The 23,687-nt window shown below is 39.5% G+C and carries 22 protein-coding genes and 4 tRNA genes; 17 read left to right on the top strand and 9 right to left on the bottom strand.

The window, feature by feature from the left end; all coding sequences use genetic code 11:
* Positions 1–3 precede the first annotated feature (3 nt).
* From I6E80_RS12030 to I6E80_RS12020, 3 genes are read left to right on the top strand one after another with little or no spacing between them, the layout of a single operon-like run.
* Positions 4–1,731 carry an autotransporter assembly complex family protein gene (locus I6E80_RS12030; protein ID WP_197185627.1) on the top strand — a complete coding sequence of 576 codons (1,728 nt, stop codon included), beginning with the start codon at positions 4–6 and terminating at the stop codon, positions 1,729–1,731.
* Positions 1,731–5,420 (top strand): translocation/assembly module TamB domain-containing protein, encoded by a 3,690-nt coding sequence (locus I6E80_RS12025; protein ID WP_197185626.1) that lies wholly within the window; start codon positions 1,731–1,733, stop codon positions 5,418–5,420. The genes I6E80_RS12030 and I6E80_RS12025 overlap by 1 nt, the downstream gene beginning before the upstream one ends.
* A 32-nt stretch (positions 5,421–5,452) precedes the next feature.
* Positions 5,453–6,358, top strand: a complete 906-nt coding sequence (locus I6E80_RS12020; protein ID WP_197185625.1) for a peptidylprolyl isomerase — start codon at positions 5,453–5,455, stop codon at positions 6,356–6,358.
* Between the two features lie 519 nt (positions 6,359–6,877).
* On the opposite strand, the gene queF is transcribed toward I6E80_RS12020, so the two are convergent.
* A complete protein-coding gene (gene queF, locus I6E80_RS12015; RefSeq protein WP_024599767.1) occupies positions 6,878–7,723 on the bottom strand; it encodes an NADPH-dependent 7-cyano-7-deazaguanine reductase QueF in 846 nt (281 codons plus the stop codon).
* A gap of 59 nt (positions 7,724–7,782) precedes the next feature.
* Here queF and syd point away from each other — a divergent pair, with 59 nt between their 5' ends.
* The gene (gene syd / locus I6E80_RS12010; RefSeq protein ID WP_024599766.1) at positions 7,783–8,322 is read left to right on the top strand and encodes a SecY-interacting protein; all 540 of its coding nucleotides are present in this window, start codon (positions 7,783–7,785) and stop codon (positions 8,320–8,322) included.
* A gap of 63 nt (positions 8,323–8,385) precedes the next feature.
* On the opposite strand, the gene I6E80_RS12005 is transcribed toward syd, so the two are convergent.
* From I6E80_RS12005 to I6E80_RS11995, 3 genes are all read right to left on the bottom strand, one after another.
* Complete coding sequence (locus I6E80_RS12005) at positions 8,386–9,159, bottom strand: Zn-ribbon-containing protein (protein ID WP_197185624.1); 774 nt, start codon at positions 9,157–9,159, stop codon at positions 8,386–8,388.
* 13 nt (positions 9,160–9,172) lie between these two features.
* A complete protein-coding gene (locus tag I6E80_RS12000; RefSeq protein ID WP_007378199.1) occupies positions 9,173–9,439 on the bottom strand; it encodes a hypothetical protein in 267 nt (88 codons plus the stop codon).
* Positions 9,440–9,535: 96 nt separating this feature from the next.
* Positions 9,536–9,772 (bottom strand): DUF2789 domain-containing protein, encoded by a 237-nt coding sequence (locus tag I6E80_RS11995; protein WP_024599764.1) that lies wholly within the window; start codon positions 9,770–9,772, stop codon positions 9,536–9,538.
* A 315-nt stretch (positions 9,773–10,087) separates the two neighbouring features.
* Between I6E80_RS11995 and I6E80_RS11990 the strand changes: the two genes are divergently transcribed.
* Positions 10,088–10,741 carry a GNAT family N-acetyltransferase gene (locus I6E80_RS11990; protein ID WP_170071921.1) on the top strand — a complete coding sequence of 218 codons (654 nt, stop codon included), beginning with the start codon at positions 10,088–10,090 and terminating at the stop codon, positions 10,739–10,741.
* Between the two features lie 850 nt (positions 10,742–11,591).
* Here the strand turns inward: I6E80_RS11990 and I6E80_RS11985 are convergent.
* Together I6E80_RS11985 and I6E80_RS11980 are read right to left on the bottom strand one after the other, a co-directional pair.
* A complete protein-coding gene (locus I6E80_RS11985) occupies positions 11,592–11,891 on the bottom strand; it encodes a DUF3301 domain-containing protein (protein ID WP_002963032.1) in 300 nt (99 codons plus the stop codon).
* On the bottom strand, positions 11,892–12,920 hold the full coding sequence (locus I6E80_RS11980) for a DUF3549 family protein (RefSeq protein ID WP_197185623.1): 1,029 nt from the start codon (positions 12,918–12,920) through the stop codon (positions 11,892–11,894). It lies immediately after the preceding gene.
* 104 nt (positions 12,921–13,024) lie between these two features.
* On the opposite strand from I6E80_RS11980, the gene I6E80_RS11975 reads away from it, so the two are divergent.
* From I6E80_RS11975 to I6E80_RS11965, 3 genes are read left to right on the top strand one after another with little or no spacing between them, the layout of a single operon-like run.
* Positions 13,025–13,345 carry a YqcC family protein gene (locus tag I6E80_RS11975; RefSeq protein ID WP_197185622.1) on the top strand — a complete coding sequence of 107 codons (321 nt, stop codon included), beginning with the start codon at positions 13,025–13,027 and terminating at the stop codon, positions 13,343–13,345.
* On the top strand, positions 13,338–14,102 hold the full coding sequence (gene truC, locus I6E80_RS11970) for a tRNA pseudouridine(65) synthase TruC (RefSeq protein WP_197185621.1): 765 nt from the start codon (positions 13,338–13,340) through the stop codon (positions 14,100–14,102). Before I6E80_RS11975 ends, truC begins: the two co-directional genes overlap by 8 nt.
* Positions 14,102–14,551, top strand: a complete 450-nt coding sequence (locus I6E80_RS11965) for a flavodoxin (RefSeq protein ID WP_076924407.1) — start codon at positions 14,102–14,104, stop codon at positions 14,549–14,551. Before truC ends, I6E80_RS11965 begins: the two co-directional genes overlap by 1 nt.
* Positions 14,552–14,619: 68 nt before the next feature.
* Here the strand turns inward: I6E80_RS11965 and I6E80_RS11960 are convergent, their stop codons facing one another.
* Positions 14,620–16,200 (bottom strand): LysM peptidoglycan-binding domain-containing protein, encoded by a 1,581-nt coding sequence (locus I6E80_RS11960; protein WP_170071925.1) that lies wholly within the window; start codon positions 16,198–16,200, stop codon positions 14,620–14,622.
* A 155-nt stretch (positions 16,201–16,355) separates the two neighbouring features.
* Positions 16,356–17,129 carry a hydroxyacylglutathione hydrolase gene (gene gloB / locus I6E80_RS11955; RefSeq protein ID WP_197185620.1) on the bottom strand — a complete coding sequence of 258 codons (774 nt, stop codon included), beginning with the start codon at positions 17,127–17,129 and terminating at the stop codon, positions 16,356–16,358.
* Between the two features lie 53 nt (positions 17,130–17,182).
* Between gloB and I6E80_RS11950 the strand changes: the two genes are divergently transcribed.
* Positions 17,183–17,968: a class I SAM-dependent methyltransferase gene (locus I6E80_RS11950; protein WP_024599756.1), complete on the top strand. Its 786-nt coding sequence runs from the start codon at positions 17,183–17,185 to the stop codon at positions 17,966–17,968.
* A gap of 154 nt (positions 17,969–18,122) precedes the next feature.
* Here I6E80_RS11950 and rnhA read toward each other — a convergent pair whose 3' ends face one another.
* Positions 18,123–18,587 (bottom strand): ribonuclease HI, encoded by a 465-nt coding sequence (rnhA, locus tag I6E80_RS11945; protein ID WP_007378210.1) that lies wholly within the window; start codon positions 18,585–18,587, stop codon positions 18,123–18,125.
* Positions 18,588–18,655: 68 nt separating this feature from the next.
* On the opposite strand from rnhA, the gene dnaQ reads away from it, so the two are divergent.
* The 8 genes from dnaQ to I6E80_RS11905 all read left to right on the top strand — a co-directional run bounded on the left by dnaQ (position 18,656) and on the right by I6E80_RS11905 (position 23,585).
* Positions 18,656–19,369, top strand: coding sequence for a DNA polymerase III subunit epsilon (gene dnaQ, locus I6E80_RS11940; RefSeq protein WP_076924405.1), 714 nt, complete (start codon positions 18,656–18,658; stop codon positions 19,367–19,369).
* Positions 19,370–19,378: 9 nt separating this feature from the next.
* Positions 19,379–20,749: a TIGR03503 family protein gene (locus tag I6E80_RS11935; RefSeq protein ID WP_197185619.1), complete on the top strand. Its 1,371-nt coding sequence runs from the start codon at positions 19,379–19,381 to the stop codon at positions 20,747–20,749.
* Between the two features lie 97 nt (positions 20,750–20,846).
* Positions 20,847–20,923: transfer RNA gene (locus I6E80_RS11930), tRNA-Asp, on the top strand.
* Positions 20,924–20,950: 27 nt separating this feature from the next.
* A tRNA-Asp gene (locus tag I6E80_RS11925) sits at positions 20,951–21,027 on the top strand.
* 41 nt (positions 21,028–21,068) lie between these two features.
* Positions 21,069–21,145, top strand: a tRNA-Asp gene (locus I6E80_RS11920).
* A 38-nt stretch (positions 21,146–21,183) separates the two neighbouring features.
* Positions 21,184–21,260: transfer RNA gene (locus tag I6E80_RS11915), tRNA-Asp, on the top strand.
* A gap of 256 nt (positions 21,261–21,516) precedes the next feature.
* Positions 21,517–22,230, top strand: coding sequence for a response regulator transcription factor (locus I6E80_RS11910; RefSeq protein WP_024599751.1), 714 nt, complete (start codon positions 21,517–21,519; stop codon positions 22,228–22,230).
* Positions 22,227–23,585, top strand: a complete 1,359-nt coding sequence (locus tag I6E80_RS11905) for a histidine kinase sensor domain-containing protein (RefSeq protein WP_197185618.1) — start codon at positions 22,227–22,229, stop codon at positions 23,583–23,585. Before I6E80_RS11910 ends, I6E80_RS11905 begins: the two co-directional genes overlap by 4 nt.
* Positions 23,586–23,687: the final 102 nt, after the last annotated feature.

The following is a 23,687-nucleotide window of genomic DNA, read 5'->3' as shown; positions in this document are numbered from 1 at the left end:
TACTTGTTTATTAAGTTTTTACGTTGCATGTGTGTTGTGATCGCTTTAATTGCGACAAATAGCTATGCGGCAGAAAAAATCATAGAAGATTACGAAATTAAAGGGTTAAATGGTGATTTAGAAAGTAACGTAGCCCTTTACCTCAAGCAATTAATTGGTGAGAAGCCAACCCGTACACTTCGCCGCTATGCTCAAAAGCAAGTACAAAATAGTATCAAAGCACTTGGTTACTACAGCCCAACCGTTGAAGTTGAGTTTGATAAAGACGACAGTGAATTAATCGTTAAAGTTGAGCGAGGGCCTGCAACTCGTATAGAAGCAATTAACATTACTTTAAATGGGGATGGCCAAAGCGATACCCAATTACAGGCATTAATTAACAACATCAGCTTAAAACAAGGCGATGTTCTAAATCATGGTAAATACGACTCAACCCATAAAAAAATAGAATCAATGCTATTAGAACTTGGTTATTTTGATGCTAAGTGGCCAGCACGTAAATTAGAAGTGTCGGTTAAAAAAAATAGTGCTGTTATTACTTTTGTTATTGATACCGGAGTCAGGTATCAGTTTGGCAATATACAAATTGCCACTAATACACCCGCTGAAAAATACATACGCTCTATAGCGCCTTTCTCGCAGGGCCAACCTTATAAATCAACACATATTGCTGATTATAATTTAGATCTATCAAGCACCCCTTATTTCGCAAGTGTGCGTGTTTATGCTGACATTGCAGCACGTAAAAATAGCCAAGTTCCTATTAAAGTAGATGTACTCCCTAAGCCCGCTAATAGCTATGAAGTTGGTGGCGGCTATAGCACTGACTTAGGACCCAAAGTGCGTTTTAAATGGAGTAAACCGTGGATCACAGAAGACGGCCATTACCTCGAAACTAATCTAAACGTGGCACAAAAACAGCAAGATATTTCCATGGCCTATACAATTCCAGTTGATGATCCTAATGATGATTTATGGCGTTTCTCTGTTGGCTACAAGTTAGAAGATGAACTAACAAACGACACTTACAGTGAAATACTCACGGGGCAAGTTCAGCGACAATGGTTGACCGAGAATAAGTGGGTGCGTACTGCATTTTTACGCCGTGACCAAGAAACTTATCGCATTGGTGATGAGCCTGAAGAAAGCACCGAAATGTTAATGCCCGGCATTAGCTACGCGCGCAAAAAATCAAAAGGCGGCACGACTCCTTATTGGGGAGAGCAGTGGCTTATATCTGCTGAGTTTGGTTTAGATGATGTACTTTCGAGTACTAATTTGATTAGGGTGCAAATGCAACATGCATGGTTACGTACTTATTTAGATAAGCATTTAGTGTTTTTAAAAGCAAATGTAGGTGCAATGCTAGTTGATGATATTGAAAACGTACCTTACTCACTGCGTTTTTACGCAGGTGGCGATCAAAGTGTTCGTGGTTTTGCGTACCAATCAATATCGCCAGAAAATGATGATGGCGACCTCATCGGTGGTAAATACTTACTAACCAGTACAATAGAGTACAACTATCAGTTTGCTCAAAACTGGCGCGCGGCTTTATTTGTTGACGGTGGTACTGCGACGAATGATTTTTCTGATGACTTTGAAGTAGGCGCTGGTTTTGGTTTTCGTTATTTAACACCCGTTGGCCCTGTGCGTATAGATCACGCTTGGGGATTAACAAAAGAAAGTAAAAGCACACGTTTAAGTATTACCATAGGGCCAGAAATTTAATGTCAGTATTAAAAAAGATAACAGCCGCCGTAAGTGCTATTTTTGTCACGTTAGTTGTTGCACTATTTTGTTTGTTATTTACCGCACCCGGTAATCAATTTATTGCCTATAGTGCAAACAAAGCCGTAGATGGCCTACATATTGAAATCAAAGATGGCCGTTTTATTTATAATGATGCCTTTAATGTACGCTTTACTAGCAATGGCTTGGATTTTAATGCTCAACAATTGAAAATTGATTTGTTTTGGTGGCAATGCGATGGGATTTGTATAGATAACTTAAGTGCTAAATCTATAGATTTAACGTTACCAAAAACTGCAGAATCACAAGAAGAAGCCCCGACAGAGCCGCTTGAAAAAATCAGCTTACCTTTTAATATTGCTGTAAAAAATATTGCGATAAACAAATTTACTCTAGAGCATCCAAGCGCAAACGTAAGTGTGGATAACTTTAAACTCTCAGCAAAAGCAGAGGGCTCTAAGCTCACGGTTAAAAGCCTGAATATCCCTACCATACTGGTTGCTTTAAAAGAGCAAGAACAAGACGCGAAAACACAAACTGCGCAAAATGCTCAAGCGCCTTTAACGCATCTACCTGCTTTGCCTAATATAGAATTTACTTCGCCACTTGATTTAGTCGTTGAGGACTTTGAAATAGCTGAAGTTACGATAGAACAAGGCGAAGCCCAGCATATTATTGAAAATATAGCGCTGCGGTTAAATGTAGAAGATGCGGCTGTTAATTTAGAGTCATTCTCAGCAAAGTATGAACAGTGGCAGCTCAATACACATCTTAACGCTGAGCTTGCAGGAAACTTACCTTTAAAAGGGAGTGTTGTTTTACAAAGTGATGAACACCAAGCTAACTTGGAGCTAGGTGGCGACTTATCAAACCTAAACTTAAATTTAGAAACACAGGGGCAATATCCACTTAATTTAACGGCAACAGCAAATTTAAAGCAAAAAAACTACCCGTTTGAGTTAAATGGCAAAATTAAGCAGTGGCTTATTGATGCACAAAGTAATGAGCTTAAAGTACGAAATGTTAACCTTAACGCACAAGGTAATGCTGACGACTATCAGCTTAGCCTGCAGGCGAATAGCCAACTAGGCGCTTACCCAGCTGTTGACTTAAAGACCCAATTAAAAGGCAGTCTCACCAAAGCAACATTACAAGCGCTAAGCATAAAAGCGAACGAAAGCAGTGCAACTATAAAAGCCAATGTTGATTGGCAAAAAGGAATACAGGCTAGCTTTAACGGCACGCTTGCTAACTTAAAAGCGCAGTACTTAACTGACGCTGTCACTAGTGATATTTCGGGGCAGTTTAAAGGCTCGTATAATGCCGCAGCTGATGCGTGGCAGCTACAAATGGATAATACAAAGTTAAGCGGATTACTTAACGATGTACCACTAGAATTTGCTTCAAACTTTAAGCTCGACAATACGTTAAAAGCGAACATTGATAGCTTTTATTTAAGTAGCGGCACCAATAAGTTAGTACTAAGCGGACAAGTTGATGATACTTGGCAGGTTGATGGCAAAGTAACGCTAAAAAGTGATGAAAAAGCTAATATTCCATTTACTGCTGATGGCAACGCAAATTTAAAAGTGAGAGGTGAGCGATTAACGCCCTCTGTTGATTTAGCGTTAATACTAGATCGCTTTATTTTTGATGAAATAAACATTAATAAATTATCAGTAAAAGGGCAGTTAGATACCGCTGCCGATTGGCAAACGGATATATCGGTAAGTGTTGGTTCGGCGCTTGTGGCCGACCAAAAAATTAATAGCGTTAAAATTGATGCCAGCGGCGATAAAACTGATCACCAACTTACGGCATCAGTAGATGCCGAGCAAGGCAGTGTAGAGCTGGAAGTTAATGGCAAAATTAATAATACCACTTGGAATGGCGAGCTTAGCAATATAACACTTAGTGATAAAAAGCTAAGCTTTAGTAACACTAAAAATATTGCCATTATGGTTAATACTCAAACCAGCGACTTTAATGTAAGCGCGCATTGTTGGGCATCTGAGCAAAGTGAATTATGTATAGACACGCTAGCTCAAACAAAAGAACTTGGTCAGTTAAATGCAAAATTAAGTAACTTAGCACTTGAAGAGCTTAAGCACTTTTTGCCTGATAATATTCGGACTCGCGGTAATATTGCTGGCGATGTAGCACTTAATTGGCATGGCGGTGCACTTAAAACATTACGTGCAAATATCGATTCTAGCGATTTAACTGCGGTTTTAATCTCTGATGAAGATCGTTTCAAATTACCTATCGAAACGTTAAGTATCAGTGCATTTTCGGATTCTCAAATTGGCAAGCTTGAAGCTAACTTAGAATCAAGTGTGCTTGGTAAAATAAATACACAAATTAATATCGACGATATACAAAATACTCAAGCGCTTAATGGCACCATTAATATAGATAAAATACTCCTTTCAGACTTACAACCATTTCTTGAAACTCTCGAGCAGTTAAAAGGAGATATTAGCGGGAAAGTCGCGTTAGCAGGTACGTTGAAAGATCCTTTATTAAATGGCGAGCTTAACGTTAGCGATATTAGTTTAGAGGGCGAGCAACTACCTATAGCGCTGCAAAAATCAAACATAAACGTATTGTTTGATAAAACAACAGCCACAATAAAAGGCAACTTAAACGACAATCAGGGCGGTAAAATAAACCTCACCGGTGATGTTGATTGGCAAGGTGCGCAGCCTGCTGTAAATGTTGCGGTAGTTGGCGAGCAGTTTTATGTTCGCGCGCAGCAGGGAGTTACTTTTAAAGTATCGCCAGACTTAAAAATAGGTTTGGCTAATAATGCACTCAAGCTTGTTGGTGAGGTAGTTGTGCCTTACGGTCGCATAATGATTGAAGAGCTCCCTGAGGGGGCGGTGCAAGTTAGCGATGATGAAATTATTGTTGATCAAAAAACTGAAGCTACCGAAAAAGTCCCGTTTGATTACGACATAGATTTAAAAGTGATTGTTAAAAACGATGTAAAAGTAGAATCGTTTGGCTTGGAATCAAAAGTTGCGGGTGATTTAGCGATAAAAATGAGTCAGGGGGCGCCAATTATAGCCACAGGTGAGCTTAACTTAATTGAAGGTACTTACTTAGCCTTTGGGCAAGACTTAATAATCAGCACCGGGCAAGTCGGTTTTAGCGGCTCAATTGAACAACCATTTTTGAATATAAAAGCTATACGTAACCCAGATACCACTGCAAATGGAGTCATTGCAGGGGTCACGCTCACGGGAAATGTTGAACAACCAACGCTCAAAATATTTTCTGAGCCTGCGATGGATCAAGCTCAAGCACTTGCATATTTACTTAATGGCCAACCTTTGGGTGACGGGGAAAGTTCGTCAAGCGATGCCATGCTCACACAGTTATTACTTTCTCAAGGGGTTAGCCGCAGCGAAGGGGTTGTTTCTAAGGTGGGTGAAACCTTTGGGTTATCAGATGTAAGTTTAAGCTCATCTGGTAGTGGCGATAGCACCAAAGTAGAAATATCAGGTTACGTAGCACCCAGCTTACAAGTTAAATATAGCGTGGGTGTATTTGATTCGCTCAGTGAGGTGGCTGTGCGATATCAGTTACTTTCACAGTTATACATAGAAATAACGAGCGGCCTATACCAAAATGTTGATGTGCTATATAAGTTTGACTGGGAATAACCAAAACTATAATAATTATAAGGATATGAGTGATGAAAAAAATTATATTGCCAGCTCTGCTTAGTGTTTTATTAAGCGGTTGTGCTCAACAATTTGGCAATGATGTTGTTAATCAAGAGCTACCTTTATTGAGCGCGAGTGAAGTAATTGCTAGTGCAACAGACAATGACTGGCGAGTAGTGAGCGCTCAAAATATTTTAAAGATAACGCTGCCAACGGGCGATGCGTACATTGAGCTTAATGAACTGCTTGCCCCAAAGCACGTTCAAAACATTAAAAAGTTAGCACGAGAAGGGTTTTATAAAAATACCAGCGTTTATCGGTTTGTTGAAGGTTTTGTAGCGCAAGGTGGCGACAGCTCGGGTAAAAAATTAATTAAAACAGCGGATAGAACAGCCTCTGCTGAGTTTTATTCAACAACAAACAAGCCACTTTTAATTACTGAGCTAAATGGCGACGGATATGCACCAGTTACTGGCTTTTTAAACGGCTTTGCAGTAGCTCAAAACTCAGCACATACGCAAACATGGCAAGTGCATTGTAGTGGCGTGTTTGCCATGGCGCGCGATAACGATATAAATAGTGCGAGCACGGAGTTTTTTGTAACGATAGGGCAAGGCCCGCGCTACCTTGATAAAAATATTACGGTGTTTGGTCGAGTGCTCGAAGGTATAGAGCATTTTAACCGGTTAGCGCGCACGCCAACTGAGGGAAAAGCATTTAACCCAATTACCAATATACAAGTCCTTGGCGATGTCCAAAGCGATAAAAGTATATTTAAAGTGATGAAAACAAACTCAGCTGTGTTTAAAAACTTAATCAGTGCTCGTAAAAACCGTGTTGAACCTTGGTTTGTTAAAGCACATAACTACGTTGATGTGTGTGGTATGCCCATACCTACTAAGCGCGAAGTTATACCAATTCCAATAAATAGCTGATCTATTTTACTTGCTAAAACAACCCATTTCTTTGTTGTAAATTTCACAAAGGGAACAACCATTTACATCAATTTACGTCTAGAACTGAATTGTTTTTTCTGCGTAAAATTTAGATCACATACTTAATGGAATTGGTATTAATTAAAGAATGTAAAAAAGGAGCCTAGGCTCCTTTTTTAATACTCGGGTCTGTTGATCTTTGTGGATTAAAATTCGTTCAATCTAGGGGCTATTTAATCGCGGCGCGAGGTTTGTAACCTAGTGGGCTCGATAACTGCTCCTGCGTTATTCTACTGGCTTACATCCATGTAAGAATAAGTAAAAACCGAGCAACAAAGAGTGAATAGCCCCTAGGCAGAACCCTTTGGGCAACTCCTGTTTGGCATTAATGCTACGTTATCGCCTATTTATGGGGAACAACCACACTACTTAGGCTCTGCCTTGCCTAAATACTAAATAGACTGCTGCAAATTTAACCTTGAAAGGTCAACAGACCCTAATATTCCAGTTTAAAATAACCTACTGACGATTAATTTTAACGGCAAATGGCGTATCGTTATAGTGCGTAGAGCGATACGGGTTTATATCAAGCCCGCCGCGACGAGTATAACGCGCGTAAACCTCTAACTCTTTAATATTAAGTTGCGTGGTTAAATCGCTATAAATACGCTCAACACACTGCTCATGAAATTCGTTATGCGTTCTGAACGAAATTAAATAACGCAGTAACGACTCGCGACATATTTGCTCGCCTGTGTATCGTATAATCACACTTGCCCAGTCAGGCTGGGAGGTAATTAAACAGTTTGACTTGAGTAAATGACTGTAGAGCGTTTCAGTTACTACGTTATCACTTTTTGCTTTAAGTGAATTAGCATCAATATCGTAATTATTAATTTCAATATCTAAGTCATCAATACATTCACCTGGTAGCGCCGTACACGGTAAGCAATTGTAATCATCAGGATTATATAAAGTCACTTTGACAGGACTGTTAACCGCGTTTGATAAGTCATCAATTAAATGCTGTTTTACTACATCGATGCTTTCAAATCGGGTTTGGTTAAAGCTATTCAAATAGAGTTTAAACGACTTTGACTCAATAATATGGCTGCTTTGGCACTCAAAGGTAAATAAGGCCACGGCAACTTGGGGTTTACCTTTAATGTTTAACCATGAAAGCTCGTAACCTGTCCAAATGTCTTGGCCTTTAAATGGCAGCTCTGCTTCGTCAATATTTAAAGCATCACGATTTAATTTGCGCGCAATAGGGAAAAGCAAGCTTGGCGTGTACACATCTACATACTCAGTAGATTGGCCTAATACGCTACCTTTAAGGTCTGGAGAATTGCTGTAATCTGTCATGTTTGCTCTTAAATAGTTACAATGGGAACATTATATCTAATTTAAATGAGTTTCACAGTATGTCTGTTGCATTGCTTATAGAACAACTTCATCAAAAATTTAGCGAAAATACCCTTAAAAACACTGCAAAGTACCCACTTATTACACACGACGATCAATGGCCAAGCCCATGTGAAGTTGGTGAGGTTGACGAGCAAGGTAACATTCAATGGCAGGGCGCGCGTCAGCAACCTGCAGGTTCGCTTAATGATTTAGCCAGTGCACTTGAGCTTGAGTTTCCAAAAGAGCTTAGCGAGCTATATGGGAATATGTACGGTGGAAGCATTTCAGCAAGTATTGATGGGCATCAAGTTGAATTGCTACAAGCATGGAACGAAGAAGACTTTAATTTGTTACAGCAAAATATAACGGGTCACGTTTTAATGAAACGCAAGCTCAAGCAGCCAGAGACAGTATTTATTGGTTTAACAGATCAAGATGATTTACTAGTGAGTGTATTGGTGCACACTGGTGAAGTATGTTTAGAGCACGTAGGCAAAAAAACACACCATGTACTTGCACCTAACATTAATGCTTTTTTAAAGGCATTAGAGGTTTAAAACGTGTTCAATAAATCAGCTTAGTGTCATCACTAAGCTGATTTTAAGCACTCATTAAAGTGGTTATTGAAAATCCCACGATATATTAGACACTAAGCCACATGGCTCACACCTAAAGTCGAATAACCCAAACCACGATTCAGGTAATTTCCAGTCGCCATTACAACTAGGGCATTTTCGTTCAAGTTCAGACGCTTTATCTACGCCGCCTACACGGTATAAATAATAATAGGTTGGCTTTTTAGTTAAAAAACTAATTCGCTTTGTTATGTCTTTTCCGCGTCTATATAAGTCGCTTTTAATACTCGATATTTCTTCAAGTGCCGGGAATTCACAACGGGTTGCGCCGTTAATTTGAATTTGATCGCAGGCTTGCCAATCTTCTTGCCATTTTATAAGTGTTTTGTAATCACCATTAGCAATTGCCGGAATACGAAATAGCGGCACAGGCAAAAAGTCATCACCACAATAAAGCGGGCTACACGTATGTACATAGGTTGTGTATAAAATATAACTAGATGGTTCTTTACAGCAATCAGCGCCGTTGGAATGAATATCTTGTCCAATCACTTTCACTTTTGGCGCAAGTAGCCCTGCACTATGTAACTTTTCGATACTGTGCTTAACAAACGGGCTGTTATGTAACGGGTGCATTGCATCTTCGGTCGGGCACATAACGCGGGTAATAAAAAAGCCGTCTTTTAAAACGGTTGGAAACTCTTCACCCATTATTTGACCATTAAAACGCAGTGCATTTACTAAGCGATTTATTGCCTGTTCGGCTTTTTCTAAGGTGGTGTCTTGGTAGCAATCAAAAGTTAAATCAACAACGAACATTTATGGTCTCAAATTATTTTTGTTCTAGCAGCGCAAGAAGTTTATCGAGTTTTTGCTCAATTCTATCTAATTGACTTGTTTTAAGCTCAGTATTATCTGACTGCTGTGGGTTTCTCATGAAGTTATTAATTGAATCAGGATTGTTTTTATATTGGCTTACTGCTGCAATAATCATCGGCATAGGAACCGGTTGCGCCAAACGGCTTTTAGTTAGTGCTACAGTAGGGGTTTTGCCTTCATCAAGAAGGGCTTTAATTGCATCAAATACAACTGAATTCATTAGATATATAACTCTTTAATAAAATAAATACGCAGCATATAAATGCTGCGCAGATGCTATGTTAGCAATAAATAAGGGAGGGTACATTAAATAAAGTTACTTACTTTGACGAATGCGTACATCTAACTCGTCAATTACTTCACACCAATCACCGTCTTGTGCAAGCGATTCAGCTAAAAAGTGCTGTTGTGCTTCATCCCAAAAAGAAGCTTCTTGGAGTAGCGTTGTGTCTTCTAATTCATGTGAGGCAATAAATGCATCTATTTGTTCATCAGAATTAGGTAATCCAAGTTGTGCAAATAGTGTATTGATGTCGTGTTTAGTCGTATCCATGATATTGCTCCTTATACCAGTTTTATTAAAAACATGACCATTCTAGCGTATTAAATAGCTCACTTACTGCGTTAAAAATTATTCATATAGAACAACTATATGTCATAATTTTCGCCTTGTTATTGTGTTATTTTCCTAGCGCTATAATAGAACACTCATTTAATGCAATTGGTATTAACTAAATGAAAACTTATTCTAAGGACTAACTCTACTCCTAGCTAGTTAAACTCTCGCTGAATTTACGGTTAATAATTTTAGGTATATAGTTAGGTATAAAGTTAAACAGTCTATAGCTAAAATAATAAAGGAAATACAATGAGTGTAACCACACCAGCTGATACGTTCAGCGTACAGTATTTAGCCGCAGAAGATATTAGCACTGCAGCGAGCTTAATTTATCAGGCTTACCATGACGATCCTGTATTACTAAACATGCTTAGCTACAATGACGAAAATAAATCAGTTTACGAAAAAAAATTACGCTCATTAATTCGCGAAGAGCTCAGTAGTTTTTGGCAAGAAAAGCAGCCATTAATTGGTTTATACCGCAACGATAAATTAAAAGCAGTAGCGTGTGTATTTGAATCTAATAGCCAATTACAAGCGCAGCGTTATTGGCACTGGCGTTTAAAATTAATGCTGAGTGCGGGCTACTTACAAACAAATCAATTAATAGATAAAGAACAAACAATTAGAGATGCCCTTAAAGAGAAAGGCAATTACTACTTTTTAGCTTTTATTGCCGTAGATCCGCATTTTCATGGGCAAGGGTTTGGTCGTTACTTACTACGAGGGCTTGATGATTTAGTTAAATGTAACACTGAGTCAACGGGGATGGCTGTATTTGTAACGCGCAAAGAACACATTGAATTTTTTAAAACCGAAAAATTTGAAGCATTTAAACACCTTACTTTTAACCAAGTAGAGGGCGAGTTACTGTTTAAATCAATAATTGAGCCAACTATTTAAAATTATAATGTAAGCCAATGCGCCCAAACGGACATAAGACCGTGAGATATATCTTACATTGTCGTGAGCATTCTCAGTTAAAGGCTATTAATAAGTAGCCTTTTTTCATTCAAGCTATTGTTATTTAAAGTCTATTTTTATTTTTCATTTTTGTGACGTTTATTTATTTAATGTTAAGTCCTATTTCTCCCCCCTGATTGCTTTAAACTTCTCTTTGTCAAGACGACATAGCTCAATGATTGAGTAACTGCCAAGGATACGGAATAGGCAACATAGCAGACGCTAGCAGGAAGCATAAAGGATAAGCTAAAACGGATACAAGGAAGAATAAGGAAGTGCATGAAGCACTTAGTAGCTAGGAGTTACTTTAGGATAATCACGGATGGCGCTACAGGAAGTAGCAGGAGCGTTAGTTTACGCAGGACGGCCAAGATGGCAAGTGGACATTGCAGGATGCAAAAAGTGGCAGGAGCTACTTAAAAGGATTACCAGGGATGATGCTACGGGATGTAGCTAAACGATAGGTTTCGTGGGTTTGCCAAGATGGCAAGTGGACATAGCAGGATGCAATAAGTGGCAGGAGCTACTTAAAAGGATTACCAAGGATGATGCTACGGTATGTAGCCAAACGATAGATTTCGTGGGTTTGCCAAGGTGGCTATGGATATTGCAGGATGCAATGTGAGGGTAAACAAGGTTGTTTACTCGTTCAGGGGATGATAATACGGATTTAAGATAATGGATATCTAGCAGGATGCAGTCCAATTGGGGCGTAACTTTAGTTACGCCTTAGTTTTTTGTGCTGAATTAAGTTTATTAAATCAAAACAAATTCCTTTAAGGTATAAGCTTTATATTTTATGCGGCGGAACAACCACACTTTTCAAAAACTCATTTTCCATAATTAACACACCTTGATAAGCATTTTCACCATCGCTTGAAAACTCAAATATAAATTCGCTTTTGATGCCTGGCTTGCCGTTCTTTAAAAAACCAAAGCGGCGTTTTGTGCATGCAACACTCATCAACTGCACCTGCAGTTGCTCACTTTGACGTTTAGCATGAACGTTCGCCGCTTCAGCAACCTTTCGGTTAAGCCAAAATAAGTAAATTACACTACCAATAAGTATGAACGTCCATAAACTTGCCATTTAAGAGAATAACCTTCCAATTGCACGCGCGAGGGTTTCGCTACGATTTTCTTTACGTAATAAGCCTAATAAGTGCGGGCGAATAGTCGGTATTGCAACTAAATCAGCAAAAATACTTGGAAACAATTCTTCAATTTTTTGATGATGTGCGCAATTATCCATAAATACATGTAAGCGTTCAGGGTTCTCTAATTGCTTAAAACACCGTCCAGCTATTGTTAATAATACATCAGAGTCTTGTCCCACTGGTGAGCTTAATACATTATCAACTAATTGAGTGCATAGCCCTTGAGCTTGACCTTTTGATGCAGATCTTAGTGCTGCGGTTATAGCCACTGTGTCGTTGTTACTAATTGCGGCCTGCGTGTAATTAACAAGTAACTCACTCATTGATGTTGGTATTTCAACGTGTTCAAGCATGGCACTGAGTGGTTGCAGTACTTCAATGGGTAAATGCGCCCATGCTTTTTGAAGATTACTTAAGTTTGTATCGCTGTCTAAGCGTAGTGCAAAATCGGCAATACCCTGCAGTGCAACACTTTGCCAATTATCAAAACCAATTTTACCGCTAAAGTATAATTGTGCATGCTCGTAATACTGCGACGCAGGCTGTTTTAATAGTACTTTTACTTGGGCATTAAATGCCGCTAATTTATTTGCGTTTGGCGTAAAAACATAAGGGTTATTATCAAGTTTTCCATCAGCTTGCTCACCTGTAATTTTAGTGCCTAGGGCTTGAATAATCATATCAGCAAAATGATCGCGACTAGCACTTACAAGTATACTTTGCTCGTCTAGTGGAAACTTTAAAAACCATACATAAGGTTCTTTACTGGCTTTAGTATCCCAAAATTGAATAGCTAGCCAAGCATGACCAGCAAGAGGATAAGGGTAAGGCACTTGAGCTTGTTCAATAGCTAAAAATTGTTTTTTATCAAGCTTAGTAATATGCCTGCCAATATCAAAAGCACGCCACTGAGTACCCGCACCATCTAAAAGCTGACCTAATGTAGCTATTTGATCACTCATTGTTTTCTCAACTGTTTTTACTGCAAAATTACATCAATTATACGCCATAGCCGCCTATGAGGGAACAGGGTATAATTGCATTACATATATAAAAGAGGGTGGTTATGTACCAGCAAACCCAAACTTATTTAGTGCAGTTAACGGCACTTTTACAAAAGCATCAGCTTTGGCAAAGTGAGCCAATAGACGCTGATGCACTGCTTTCAAATACTCCTTTTTGTCACGATACAATGGCATTTGAGCAGTGGTTACAATTTGTATTTATTGATAAAATACAACAATTAATAACGCACAAGCAACCACTGCCACGTAACTTTGCTATTGCGCCTATGGCGCAAATGACACTTGTGAAAAAAGCAGGGAGTGATGACATAATTGAATTACTAACAGCCCTTGATACCTTTTTAGGAGAACCAAATGAGTGAGCGTCCAGCGCCTATTGAATATGGCGAGCTGACTATTTTGTATCAAGATGAAAATTATGTGGCTATAAATAAGCCTTCAGGTTTATTAGTGCATCGCTCGTTTTTAGATAAACACGAAACCCAGTTTGCTATGCAAATGTTGCGTGACCAGCTAGGGCAACATGTATTTCCAGTACATAGGCTCGATAGACCTACGTCGGGCGTATTGCTGTTTGCACTGAGCTCTGAAGCAGCTCGCGATATGAACCAGCTATTTATTGAAGGTACCATTGCTAAGCGCTATTTGGCCTTAGTGCGTGGTTTTGCGCCAGAATCGGTATTTTTAGATAAACCACTTAAAGAAGAACTTGATAAAATAGCCGATAAGTTTGCAGATCAAGATAAAGCACCGCAAGAAGCGCAAACCCAGTTTAATTGTCTGCACCAAGCTGCACTGCCTATTCCTATTGGTAAGTACCCAACAGTGCGTTACTCGTTAGTTGAGTGTTTTCCAAAAACAGGGCGCAAGCATCAAATTCGCAGACACTTAAAGCACTTATCACTGCCTATTATTGGTGATGTAAATCACGGTGATAATCAGCATAATCAATTTTTTAGAGAGCATTTTGAACTAAGACGCTTAATGTTATTTGCAACAGAGCTTAGTTTTGTGCACCCTTATAGTAATGAATCAGTAACAATTAAAGCGCCACTAGGTGATGACATGCTTGAAATATGTAAGCAGCTAGGTTGGCCAAAGCAAGAAAAGGATTATTAATGGCACATATTAGTATTTTTGTAGGCAGCGTTAATGGCGGTGCAGAGCGTTTAAGCGATGAAGTTGCAGCCACAATTGAGCAAGCGGGTCATACTGCAACGCTAATTACTGAAGCATCACTTGATGATATAAAAAATGCATCGCATATTTTAATTGTTACCTCCACAACAGGCCAAGGTGATGTACCGAGTAATTTGGCAGGATTGTACTTTGCAATGAATAGCACTTTCCCAATGCTTACCGATAAACCGTTTGGTGTAATTGCAATGGGTGACAGATGTTACGGCGATACATTTTGTGGCGCAGGACGTAGCTTTGACGAGTTACTACGCGATTTACAAGCAAAGCCTGTGGGCAACCGCCTAGAAATAGATGCATGTGAAGATTTTGAACCATGGCCGGTAGCCGAGCCTTGGTTAAAAGCATGGCTGGAGAAACTACCTGCTTAATCCTTAACGTTAAAGTATTAAAAAAGGAGCGCATGCGCTCCTTTTTACTTTTAATATAGTTTTATAAATTAGCTACTTCTGACATCTACTTTAAGTTTTAGCTTTTGGCCAGGTTGTAAGTATTTTTGACCGGCTAAGTTATTCCACTTAATAATTTCGTTAACGCTGAGATTAAATTTAGACGCAATACGTGCCAGTGAATCACCACGGCGTACTTTGTATGTAATAGTACGGTTGGTGCTTGCCGTTGCTTGTGGTTTATTAGCTGACTTATACACAGTTAGTTTTTGATTTAGGCGCAATACAGAGTTTTTCTTTAGCTTATTCCATTTAGCTAACTCATCCATAGTTACGTCATATTCGCGGCTAATGTCCCATAATGTGTCGCCACTTTTAACTGTGTGCGAAAGCTTTGTGCGAGTTGCTTTATTAGCAGCTAAACGCATCTGCTTTGGTAAATGTTCGCTATTTATAGCGCCATCAGTAAGGGGGACTAATAACTCTTGGCCTACTTTAATCGTATTTGATTTGAGTTTATTAAGCGATCGGATTGCACTTGAGCTTGTTGTAAACTTTTTGGCAATTACCGATAAGCTGTCGCCTCGAGCCACAATATAACGCTGCCAGCGTAATCTGTTTTTAACATCAGTGTTTGCTAGTTTTTGACTAAATTCCTCTGCTTTATCAACAGGCAATAATAAAGAATGAGGGCCATTAGGATCAGTTGCCCAGCGATTAAAACCAGGGTTTAATCTGTATAGCTCAGTAAGCGTCATATCAGCCATATCAGCAGCAAGCGCTAAATCTATTTGCGAGCCAACATCAACCACTTCAACCACTTGTGCATTAATTACTGGTTGCCATGTAACGTTAAAATCATCTGAGCGTTTTAATAAATCGGCAAGTGCTAATAACTTTGGTACGTAAGCTGTTGTTTCACTTGGTAAGTCAAGAGACCAAAAATCGGTAGGTAAATGCTTTTTACGATTTTTTTTAATCGCGCGCATCAAACGCCCTTCACCTGAATTGTAAGCTGCAATTGCATTTAGCCAATCGCCTTCAAGGGTTTTGTGTAAATACGATAAGTAGTCAAGTGCTGCGCGAGTCGATTGCACGATGTCGCGACGACCGTCGTACCACCAGTTTTGTTTTAAATCGAATCGCTCACCAGTTGCAGGCATAAACTGCCAAATGCCCGACGCACTGCGATTAGAGTATCCAAATGGGTCAAATGCGCTTTCTACAATAGGAAGTAGTGCAATTTCGATTGGCATTTCGCGCTTTTCTACTTCCTCAACAATAAAGTGTAAGTAAGGTTCTGCACGTTTAGAAATACGATCTAAATAGGCTTGGTGGCGAGCGTAATAATTACGTTCAGTAACAACAGGGCGGTTTTGCGGTATTTCGATAGAAAGTTGGTAGCGAATTCGCTCCCATACATCATCAAATACGGGAGCTTCTTGCTCATCAGGGTCAACTTGCTGATATTGTGCGTTTACCATCAATGCATTGTTAATGTCGTTAGGACTTGCGCCTTCGAGTTGTTGGTTTGCTTGCGTGGCGACTTGAGAGTCTGAGTCTAGAGTTGCCACAGTTTGACAACCACTTAGCGCTAACGCCAAGGCTACTAATAGGGGAGATTTATTCATAAATACCAATACATCGGGTAAAAAACTCGGCGAATACTACCTGTTATGAGTTAACATTGCCACTTAATGACTTTTTAAAACGCAGAAATAGAATCATCACTATATCTTAAGTTAATGATTCTAATAAAATAAATATTAAAGTATTAGTTTGTGCATTAAAAATTGTCTTTGAACTGTCTCAGACTAGCAAAGTTTCCCCAAGGTTCATTGTTTTTTGTAACCGAGATGAATTTTCCTGGCACTAACTCTGTAATGGTTGGTAAATCGCTACGCATAAATGGATTTACTTTTAGCTCCTGTCCAATAGAAGTTGGTAGGGAAATTTGGTTATTACTGCGTAATTCATCTACTTTTTTACTGTACGCAAGGAGTTCTGGGTTGCGAGGTTCAACCGCTTTGGCAAAGGCAAGATTAGCTTGCGTGTATTCGTGTGTGCAATACACACTACAGCTTGCAGGCAGCTCTCTTAGTTTATTAAACGATTCCCACATTTGCTTTGGTGTGCCTTCAAATAATCGCCCACATCCACCGCTAAACAATGTATCGCCTGTAAAAGCAAGTTCATCATTTGTATAGCAAATATGATCAAGTGTATGCCCAGGCGTCGCTAAAATATTAAAGTTAATATTAAGTACGCTAATGCTTTGAGCATCAGTAAGTGAGTGAGTAATGCCTTTAAATGGACTATTCGCGGGGCCATAAACCGATATATTTGGATAGGCGTCAACTAATGCAGCTACGCCATCAGTGTGGTCGTAGTGATGATGCGTAATTAAAATCCCACCAAGCGTAAGTTCGTGCTCAGCTAGATACGCTAATACGCTCTGTGCTTGGCCAGGATCGACTACCCATGCTTGGTTACTGTTATCGGTAGTTAAACACCAAATGTAATTATCAGAAAAGGCTTTAATTGCTTTGACTTGCACCATGGTAAATTGCTCTATAAAGTGACACTTATCGCATAGTATAACGAGCTCAAAAAATGAAACCAGCCCTTAGTTTTCAAGAAGGACCCAAACCACTGTCGTGGCAGCAGTTTCCTCATGGGGATTATTTGCGTGCAGATATTGAACGTAAGATGGAGCAGTGGCTGCCGCGTATGTTTGGCTATCATATGCTTAAGCTAGGTAATTTAAGTGGCGAATTAAACACAAGTATAAGTACGATTAAACACCAAGTGTGTGTTGCAGAGCCTGGGCCTTACACCGGGGTAGTCGCTGACATAGACGAATTACCATTTTACGAGCACAGTATTGATGCCTGCATACTAAGCCATTGCTTAGAGTATCATTCAGACCCACATCACATTTTACGAGAAGCACATCGCACGCTTATTCCGGGTGGTTATATAGTAGTGACTGGCTTTAATCCATTTAGTTTATGCGGACTTGCACAAATGCTGCCTTTTAGTGGTCAAAAATTACCATGGACAGGGCGCTTTTTTACACCCGCACGGGTTAAAGATTGGCTAAACTTACTTGGTTTTGAAATTGTAAGTGATGAACGTTTTATTTATTCATCACTGGCAAGAGGTAATAGGCTATCAAGGTTTGAGTTTTGGCGTACTTTTGCGAAGCAGTATTTAAAACCAATGGGCAGTGTTTATATGCTGGTGGCACGAAAAAGAGTTGCGCCACTTACGCCAATAAAACCTAAGTGGCATGCTAGGCCGCAGTTTGCACCAGTAAAAGGGGCAGGGCTTAGACAAACGTCAAAGCAGCATTACAAAACGTGCGACCAAGAAAATAATACCAATTGCATTAAATAAGTGATCTATTATAGCGCTAAGGAAATAGCACATTAACAAGGCGAAAATTGTGACATATAGTTGTTCTATATGAATAATTTTTAACGCAGTTAGTGAGTTATTTAATGCGATAGAATGAACTTGTTTTTAATAAAATTGGTTTAACAACAGTTAATTAAGGCTGGTAGCCTACATCTTCTAGTAAATCTTTGCTGCCAGCTGCATCGCGCGCCAGATCGTCAACTATTTCGTTGTACTTATGGCCGCTATGCCCTTTAACCCATTTCCAGGTTACATTGTGCTCGCTACAGGCTTTATCTAGGCGTTTCCATAAATCGACGTTTTTAACCGGCTTTTTAGCTGATGTTAACCAGCCACGTTTTTTCCAGTTAGTGATCCACGATTCAATACCTTGCTTAACATATTGGCTATCGGTTGTTAGATTTACTTCGCATTCTCGAGTGAGTGATTCTAGGGCTACAATAGCCGCGAGCATTTCCATTCGGTTATTTGTTGTGAGTTTATAACCTTGGCTCATTTCTTTTTCGTGGCCGTTATAAATCATAAAAATACCATAACCGCCGGGGCCAGGATTACCTAAACATGAGCCATCGGTGTAAATCTCTACGGTTTTTTGCACTGTTTTACCTTGATCTTATGTACAATAAAGTGATTATAGAAAGATACCAGAATCAGGCTAAATTCGATATGGCACGTAGACAAATAGTTTTAGATACAGAAACCACCGGCATAGACCCTAAACAAGGGCACCGTATTATAGAAATTGGGTGTGTGGAGTTAGTAAATCGCCGTTTAACAGGCAATAACTTTCACGTTTATATAAATCCACAACGGCCAAGTGAAGAAGAAGCGATAGACGTTCACGGTATCACTAACGAATTTTTACGTGATAAACCGTTGTTTCATCAAATTGCCCAAGAGTTTTTCGACTATATTGAAGGGGCTGAGTTAGTTATTCATAACGCGCCGTTCGATATTGGCCACATGGATAACGAATTTGCGTTGCTTAATCAGGGTTATCCTAAAACAGATACTTTTTGTCAAGTTCTCGACACGCTTAAAATGGCGCGTGACTTGCATCCAGGTCAAAAGAACAACCTTGATGCATTATGTCGTCGTTACGATGTAGATAACGGTAAACGAACGCTTCACGGCGCGCTACTGGATTCTGAGATTTTAGCCGATGTTTACCTTGCCATGACGGGCGGTCAAACAAAGTTGAATTTGAATCAAAACAAAGATGACGGCAGCGAGCAACAGAAGGGCGGTATAAAGCGTTTAAATAGTGATAGAGCCCCATTAGTTGTTCTGCGAGCAAGTGACGCTGAGCAAAGCGCACACGAGGCACGATTGGATCTTGTAAATAAAGAAGGCGGCCAATGTATCTGGCGCGCTGAATAAGGCGATTTAATGAAAACGATGTATTTTGTAACAGCGTTATGTGCAGCTACTTTATTTACTGGCAATGCATATGGCGTAAAACAAGTAGAAGTGCTCAAGCGCGATGGGCATCAAAATGAGATCCCTTTACTTGATAATCGTTTTCGCATAGATAGCAAAATAGATGAAATAACACTGCTTTTTTTTAGAAAATCAGGTGCACCTGCTGTTATTTTAGTGAGGCCCGATGGCAGTAAGTACTTTGCTGCTGACTCTGTTAAAAACCCTAACTTAGAATGGTTTGACGAACTCAGCTACGATTTAGTAACCATAAAAAAACCTATGGCAGGTCCTTGGCAAGTCATAGGCAGTATTTTGCCCGACAGCCGAATAGTCGTATTAGGCGAGATATCTCTTGAGGCAGAGCCTCTTCCTTCAATGTTGTTTAGAGGGGAGACAATAAAAATCACTGGCAAAATACTAAATGACGGTGAGCCAATTAATACAAACCTATTTAGAGATGTTGTGAGCCTTAATGTTGATTTTGTAAGTACTAACAATGAAAACTTTGCTAACTTTGGCGCAGGCATTCAAGAAGTCGCTGAATTTAAAGACGATGGACGTGGATTTGATGAGCGCCCTAAAGATGGTGTGTTTACTGGCGAGTTTACTTTAGATTTCCCTGCGGGTGAATGGACACCAGAGCTTTACGTTGCAACACCTCTGCTGCAGCGTCGCATTGTGCAAAATACAATAGAAGTGCACGAGCCGCCTTTTGTAACCGAAGTCGCGTTAGCAGAGCAAGATACAGACGAGCATCTGTTAACTATAAATATAGACCCAAGTATTGTTAAGCCAGAAACAGTCATCATCCAGGGAAAAATCTACTATCCCAATAACGAAGAGCAAATGTTTACCATAGATGCTGCTGCTAAAGACTTACGCCAACTGAGTGTTAAAAATTATGATTGGGGTAGGTATAGCGTTGAGCTGTCAGTTTTTGGGACTAATATTAATGGCCGCGAATTTATGGCAACGCTACCAACGTACAAATTTGAGATAGAACGACCTATAGAAGCGGTGCCCGAAATTGATCCTGCAACGATTATTACCCCAGATGAAATGATTGAGAATGAACCTGTTGAAGAAAAAATGGCCACGTCTACAATTATTAGCTTAATTGTAGGCTGCAATACGCTCATTTTATTACTCGGTTGGTTGTTAATTCGTATATTTGTTCAGAAAAAACCGATTAAATTTAAAGTGAAGCTGCCTTTTTTAAAGAAAAAGAAAACAAGTGAAGGTGATGTTGCCGACACAGAAAAAAATCAAGTTGGTAAAAACGGCTCAAAAAATGACAGATCAGGTGAAATTTTAAACCTTTCGATGACAGATGACTAAAAAACCTATAAAAAAACAAAAAAGCCCTTGACGAAATAGGGGTTGGTTCGTATTATTCACGCCGCTGTCAGGGAGACCTAAACAGCAACGAAAATATGGAGTGGTAGTTCAGTTGGTTAGAATACCGGCCTGTCACGCCGGGGGTCGCGGGTTCGAGTCCCGTCCACTCCGCCATTTTCGTAAAACTTGTAAGCAAAAGCTGGAGTGGTAGTTCAGTTGGTTAGAATACCGGCCTGTCACGCCGGGGGTCGCGGGTTCGAGTCCCGTCCACTCCGCCAACACTTACACAACGTATGGTTGTAAAACATATTCTTATTATGGAGTGGTAGTTCAGTTGGTTAGAATACCGGCCTGTCACGCCGGGGGTCGCGGGTTCGAGTCCCGTCCACTCCGCCAACTATTTAAACAATGTTATATTACAAAATTTGTATGCTGGAGTGGTAGTTCAGTTGGTTAGAATACCGGCCTGTCACGCCGGGGGTCGCGGGTTCGAGTCCCGTCCACTCCGCCACTTGTTATTTCCTCAATAACAAGTTTATACTTGAAAAACACTCAAAACACTCAAAACACTCAAAACACTCAAAACACTCAAAACACTCAAAACACTCAAAACACTCAAAACACTCAAAACACTCAAAACACTCAAAACACTCAAAACACTCAAAACACTCAAATAGTTAACTTTTTTCCTGCGCACCGTTTTTGATATTGATTTGTATTATCATTTGCTTTAATTTGTTTTAATACTATAAAAATTATGGCTTTCTATGTCTGCACCACAGGGCTATCAACGCAACAAATTTGATTTTGATATTTTAGTTGTTGAAGACGATACATTACTTAATGATCAAATTACTGAATTACTAGCTAACCAAGGGTACTCTGTTACACAGTGTTTTGATGGTGATCAAGCGCTTGATTTAGCGGTTGCTCAACGTTTTAGTCTTATTTTATTAGATGTTATGTTGCCGGGAAAAGACGGTTTAGCAGTACTTAATATTTTACGTAGTTGTAATAACACCCCTGTAATAATTGTATCGGCAAAACATGCTGAAGAAGAGCGTATTTTAGGTTTATCAGCCGGTGCAGATGATTATTTAGCAAAACCGTTTAATGGCCAAGAATTATTACTACGCGTAGATTCAGTACTAAGGCGCGTTTTTAAACAAGACACAAATACCCCTTACATTGCTAATATTGATGGACTTGAAATAGATAGCCTACGCCAGCAGGTTTTTCTGCATTGTGAGCTATTAGCTTTTACGCCTATTGAGTTTGCCTTGCTGCAAATTTTAATGAAAAACCAAGAACAAATACTGTTAAAACCTTTTTTATATCAAGCGGCGCTTAACAAGCGTTTCAGTCAGTACGATCGTAGTTTAGATATGCATATGAGTCGTATACGAAAAAAATTAAATAACGCCGGCTGGGATGGCAGCCGTTTACACACTGTGCATGGGCAAGGGTACTGTATTAAATGACACGACGTTTATTTTGGAAGCTGTGCTTAATTATTGGTACTGGTGTTGTTGCGATGTTTTATTTAATTAATGTCGCGGTTAATCATTTTGAAAATGATATGAGCATGCTAAGTGACTCAAGCCGAGAAGAGTTAATTAATTGGCAAAAAAAGGCTGAGGTTGTATTTGATCAAGGTGATATGAGCGAACTTGAGCGTTGGGTTGATGATTTACAACAACAAGAAAATATTTGGGCTGTAATTGCTAAAGCCAATGTGGTTGAGTTAGCAGGTAATCGCTCTCATCGTCATGAGTATACAGGATATAACTTGGGGCGAAGTATTGATTGGAAAATCCATCTGTATTTTGAGCATGCCCCCGTTATGCAATTACCCTTTAAAGATGGTGCAACTAGCCTTGTTTTGCAGTTGCCGCAAAGAATGCGCCCAGGATCACTTTGGAATTTAACACGTTTGTCGTTACAAGTTTTATTGCCAATGCTGATATTGGTGTGTTTATCTATTGTGTTATATCGCCATATTATGCATCCTATTAAAGAACTCGACTTAGCAAGTAGGGCATTTAGCAAAGGAGACTTTAGTGTCAGAGTTCGAGAGCAGCTGGGCTCACGCAATGATGAACTATCCCAGTTAGCTGAAACATTTGATTTAATGGCAGAGCGGATCAGTGATCAGATTATGCATCAACGTGTATTACTAACTGATCTGTCTCACGAGTTGAGAACACCTTTAACACGCTTAGATATAGCAACTGACAATTTACTCACTCACAGAGAAAAGGGTGTAGAAGACACGCAAATCAAATTAGAGCGTATTCACAAAGAGTCACAGCACATCCGTAAGTTAGTAGATGACACGCTTACTTTATCTTGGTTAGATAACGAGTCACCTCAGTTGCGCATTGAATCTTTGGATTTAGTCGATTTACTCGAAATCCTCATTGAAGATGGGCGTTTTGAATATCCAGATAAACTGATTTCTGCTGACTTACCTAATCAAGCCCATATTGAAAACAGTAATCACAGAGCATTAGGTCAAGCACTGGAGAATATACTTAGAAATGCACTACGTTACACACCCATTAATAAAAAAGTACGGATTAGCCTCATTGATTATAAACATGAATATCAAATTATTATTGCAGATCAAGGCCCAGGAGTACCTAAAGAGCATTTAAATACTATTTTTAGACCTTTTTTCCGGATTGATTCAGCTCGCTCATGCAACAGTGATAGCTTTGGTTTAGGGCTTGCTTTAGCACAAAGGCAATTACATGCGATTGCTGCAACAGTATTTGCTAAAAATGATACTGCAGGTGGTTTAGTAATGACTGTAACGGTTCCTAAAGGTGTATAAATTACATTTCATATTGTGTGCTTGTAAAAACTGAGCAACGCTTTCTCGTCTTGCTCACGCCCTTACTTACATGTTTTTAGGCAACTAAAGTAGATTGCACCT

The sequence above is a fragment of the Pseudoalteromonas sp. NSLLW218 genome, from assembly GCF_015864775.1.
Lineage (GTDB): Bacteria > Pseudomonadota > Gammaproteobacteria > Enterobacterales > Alteromonadaceae > Pseudoalteromonas.
This window is presented reverse-complemented; position numbering and strand designations above follow the sequence as displayed.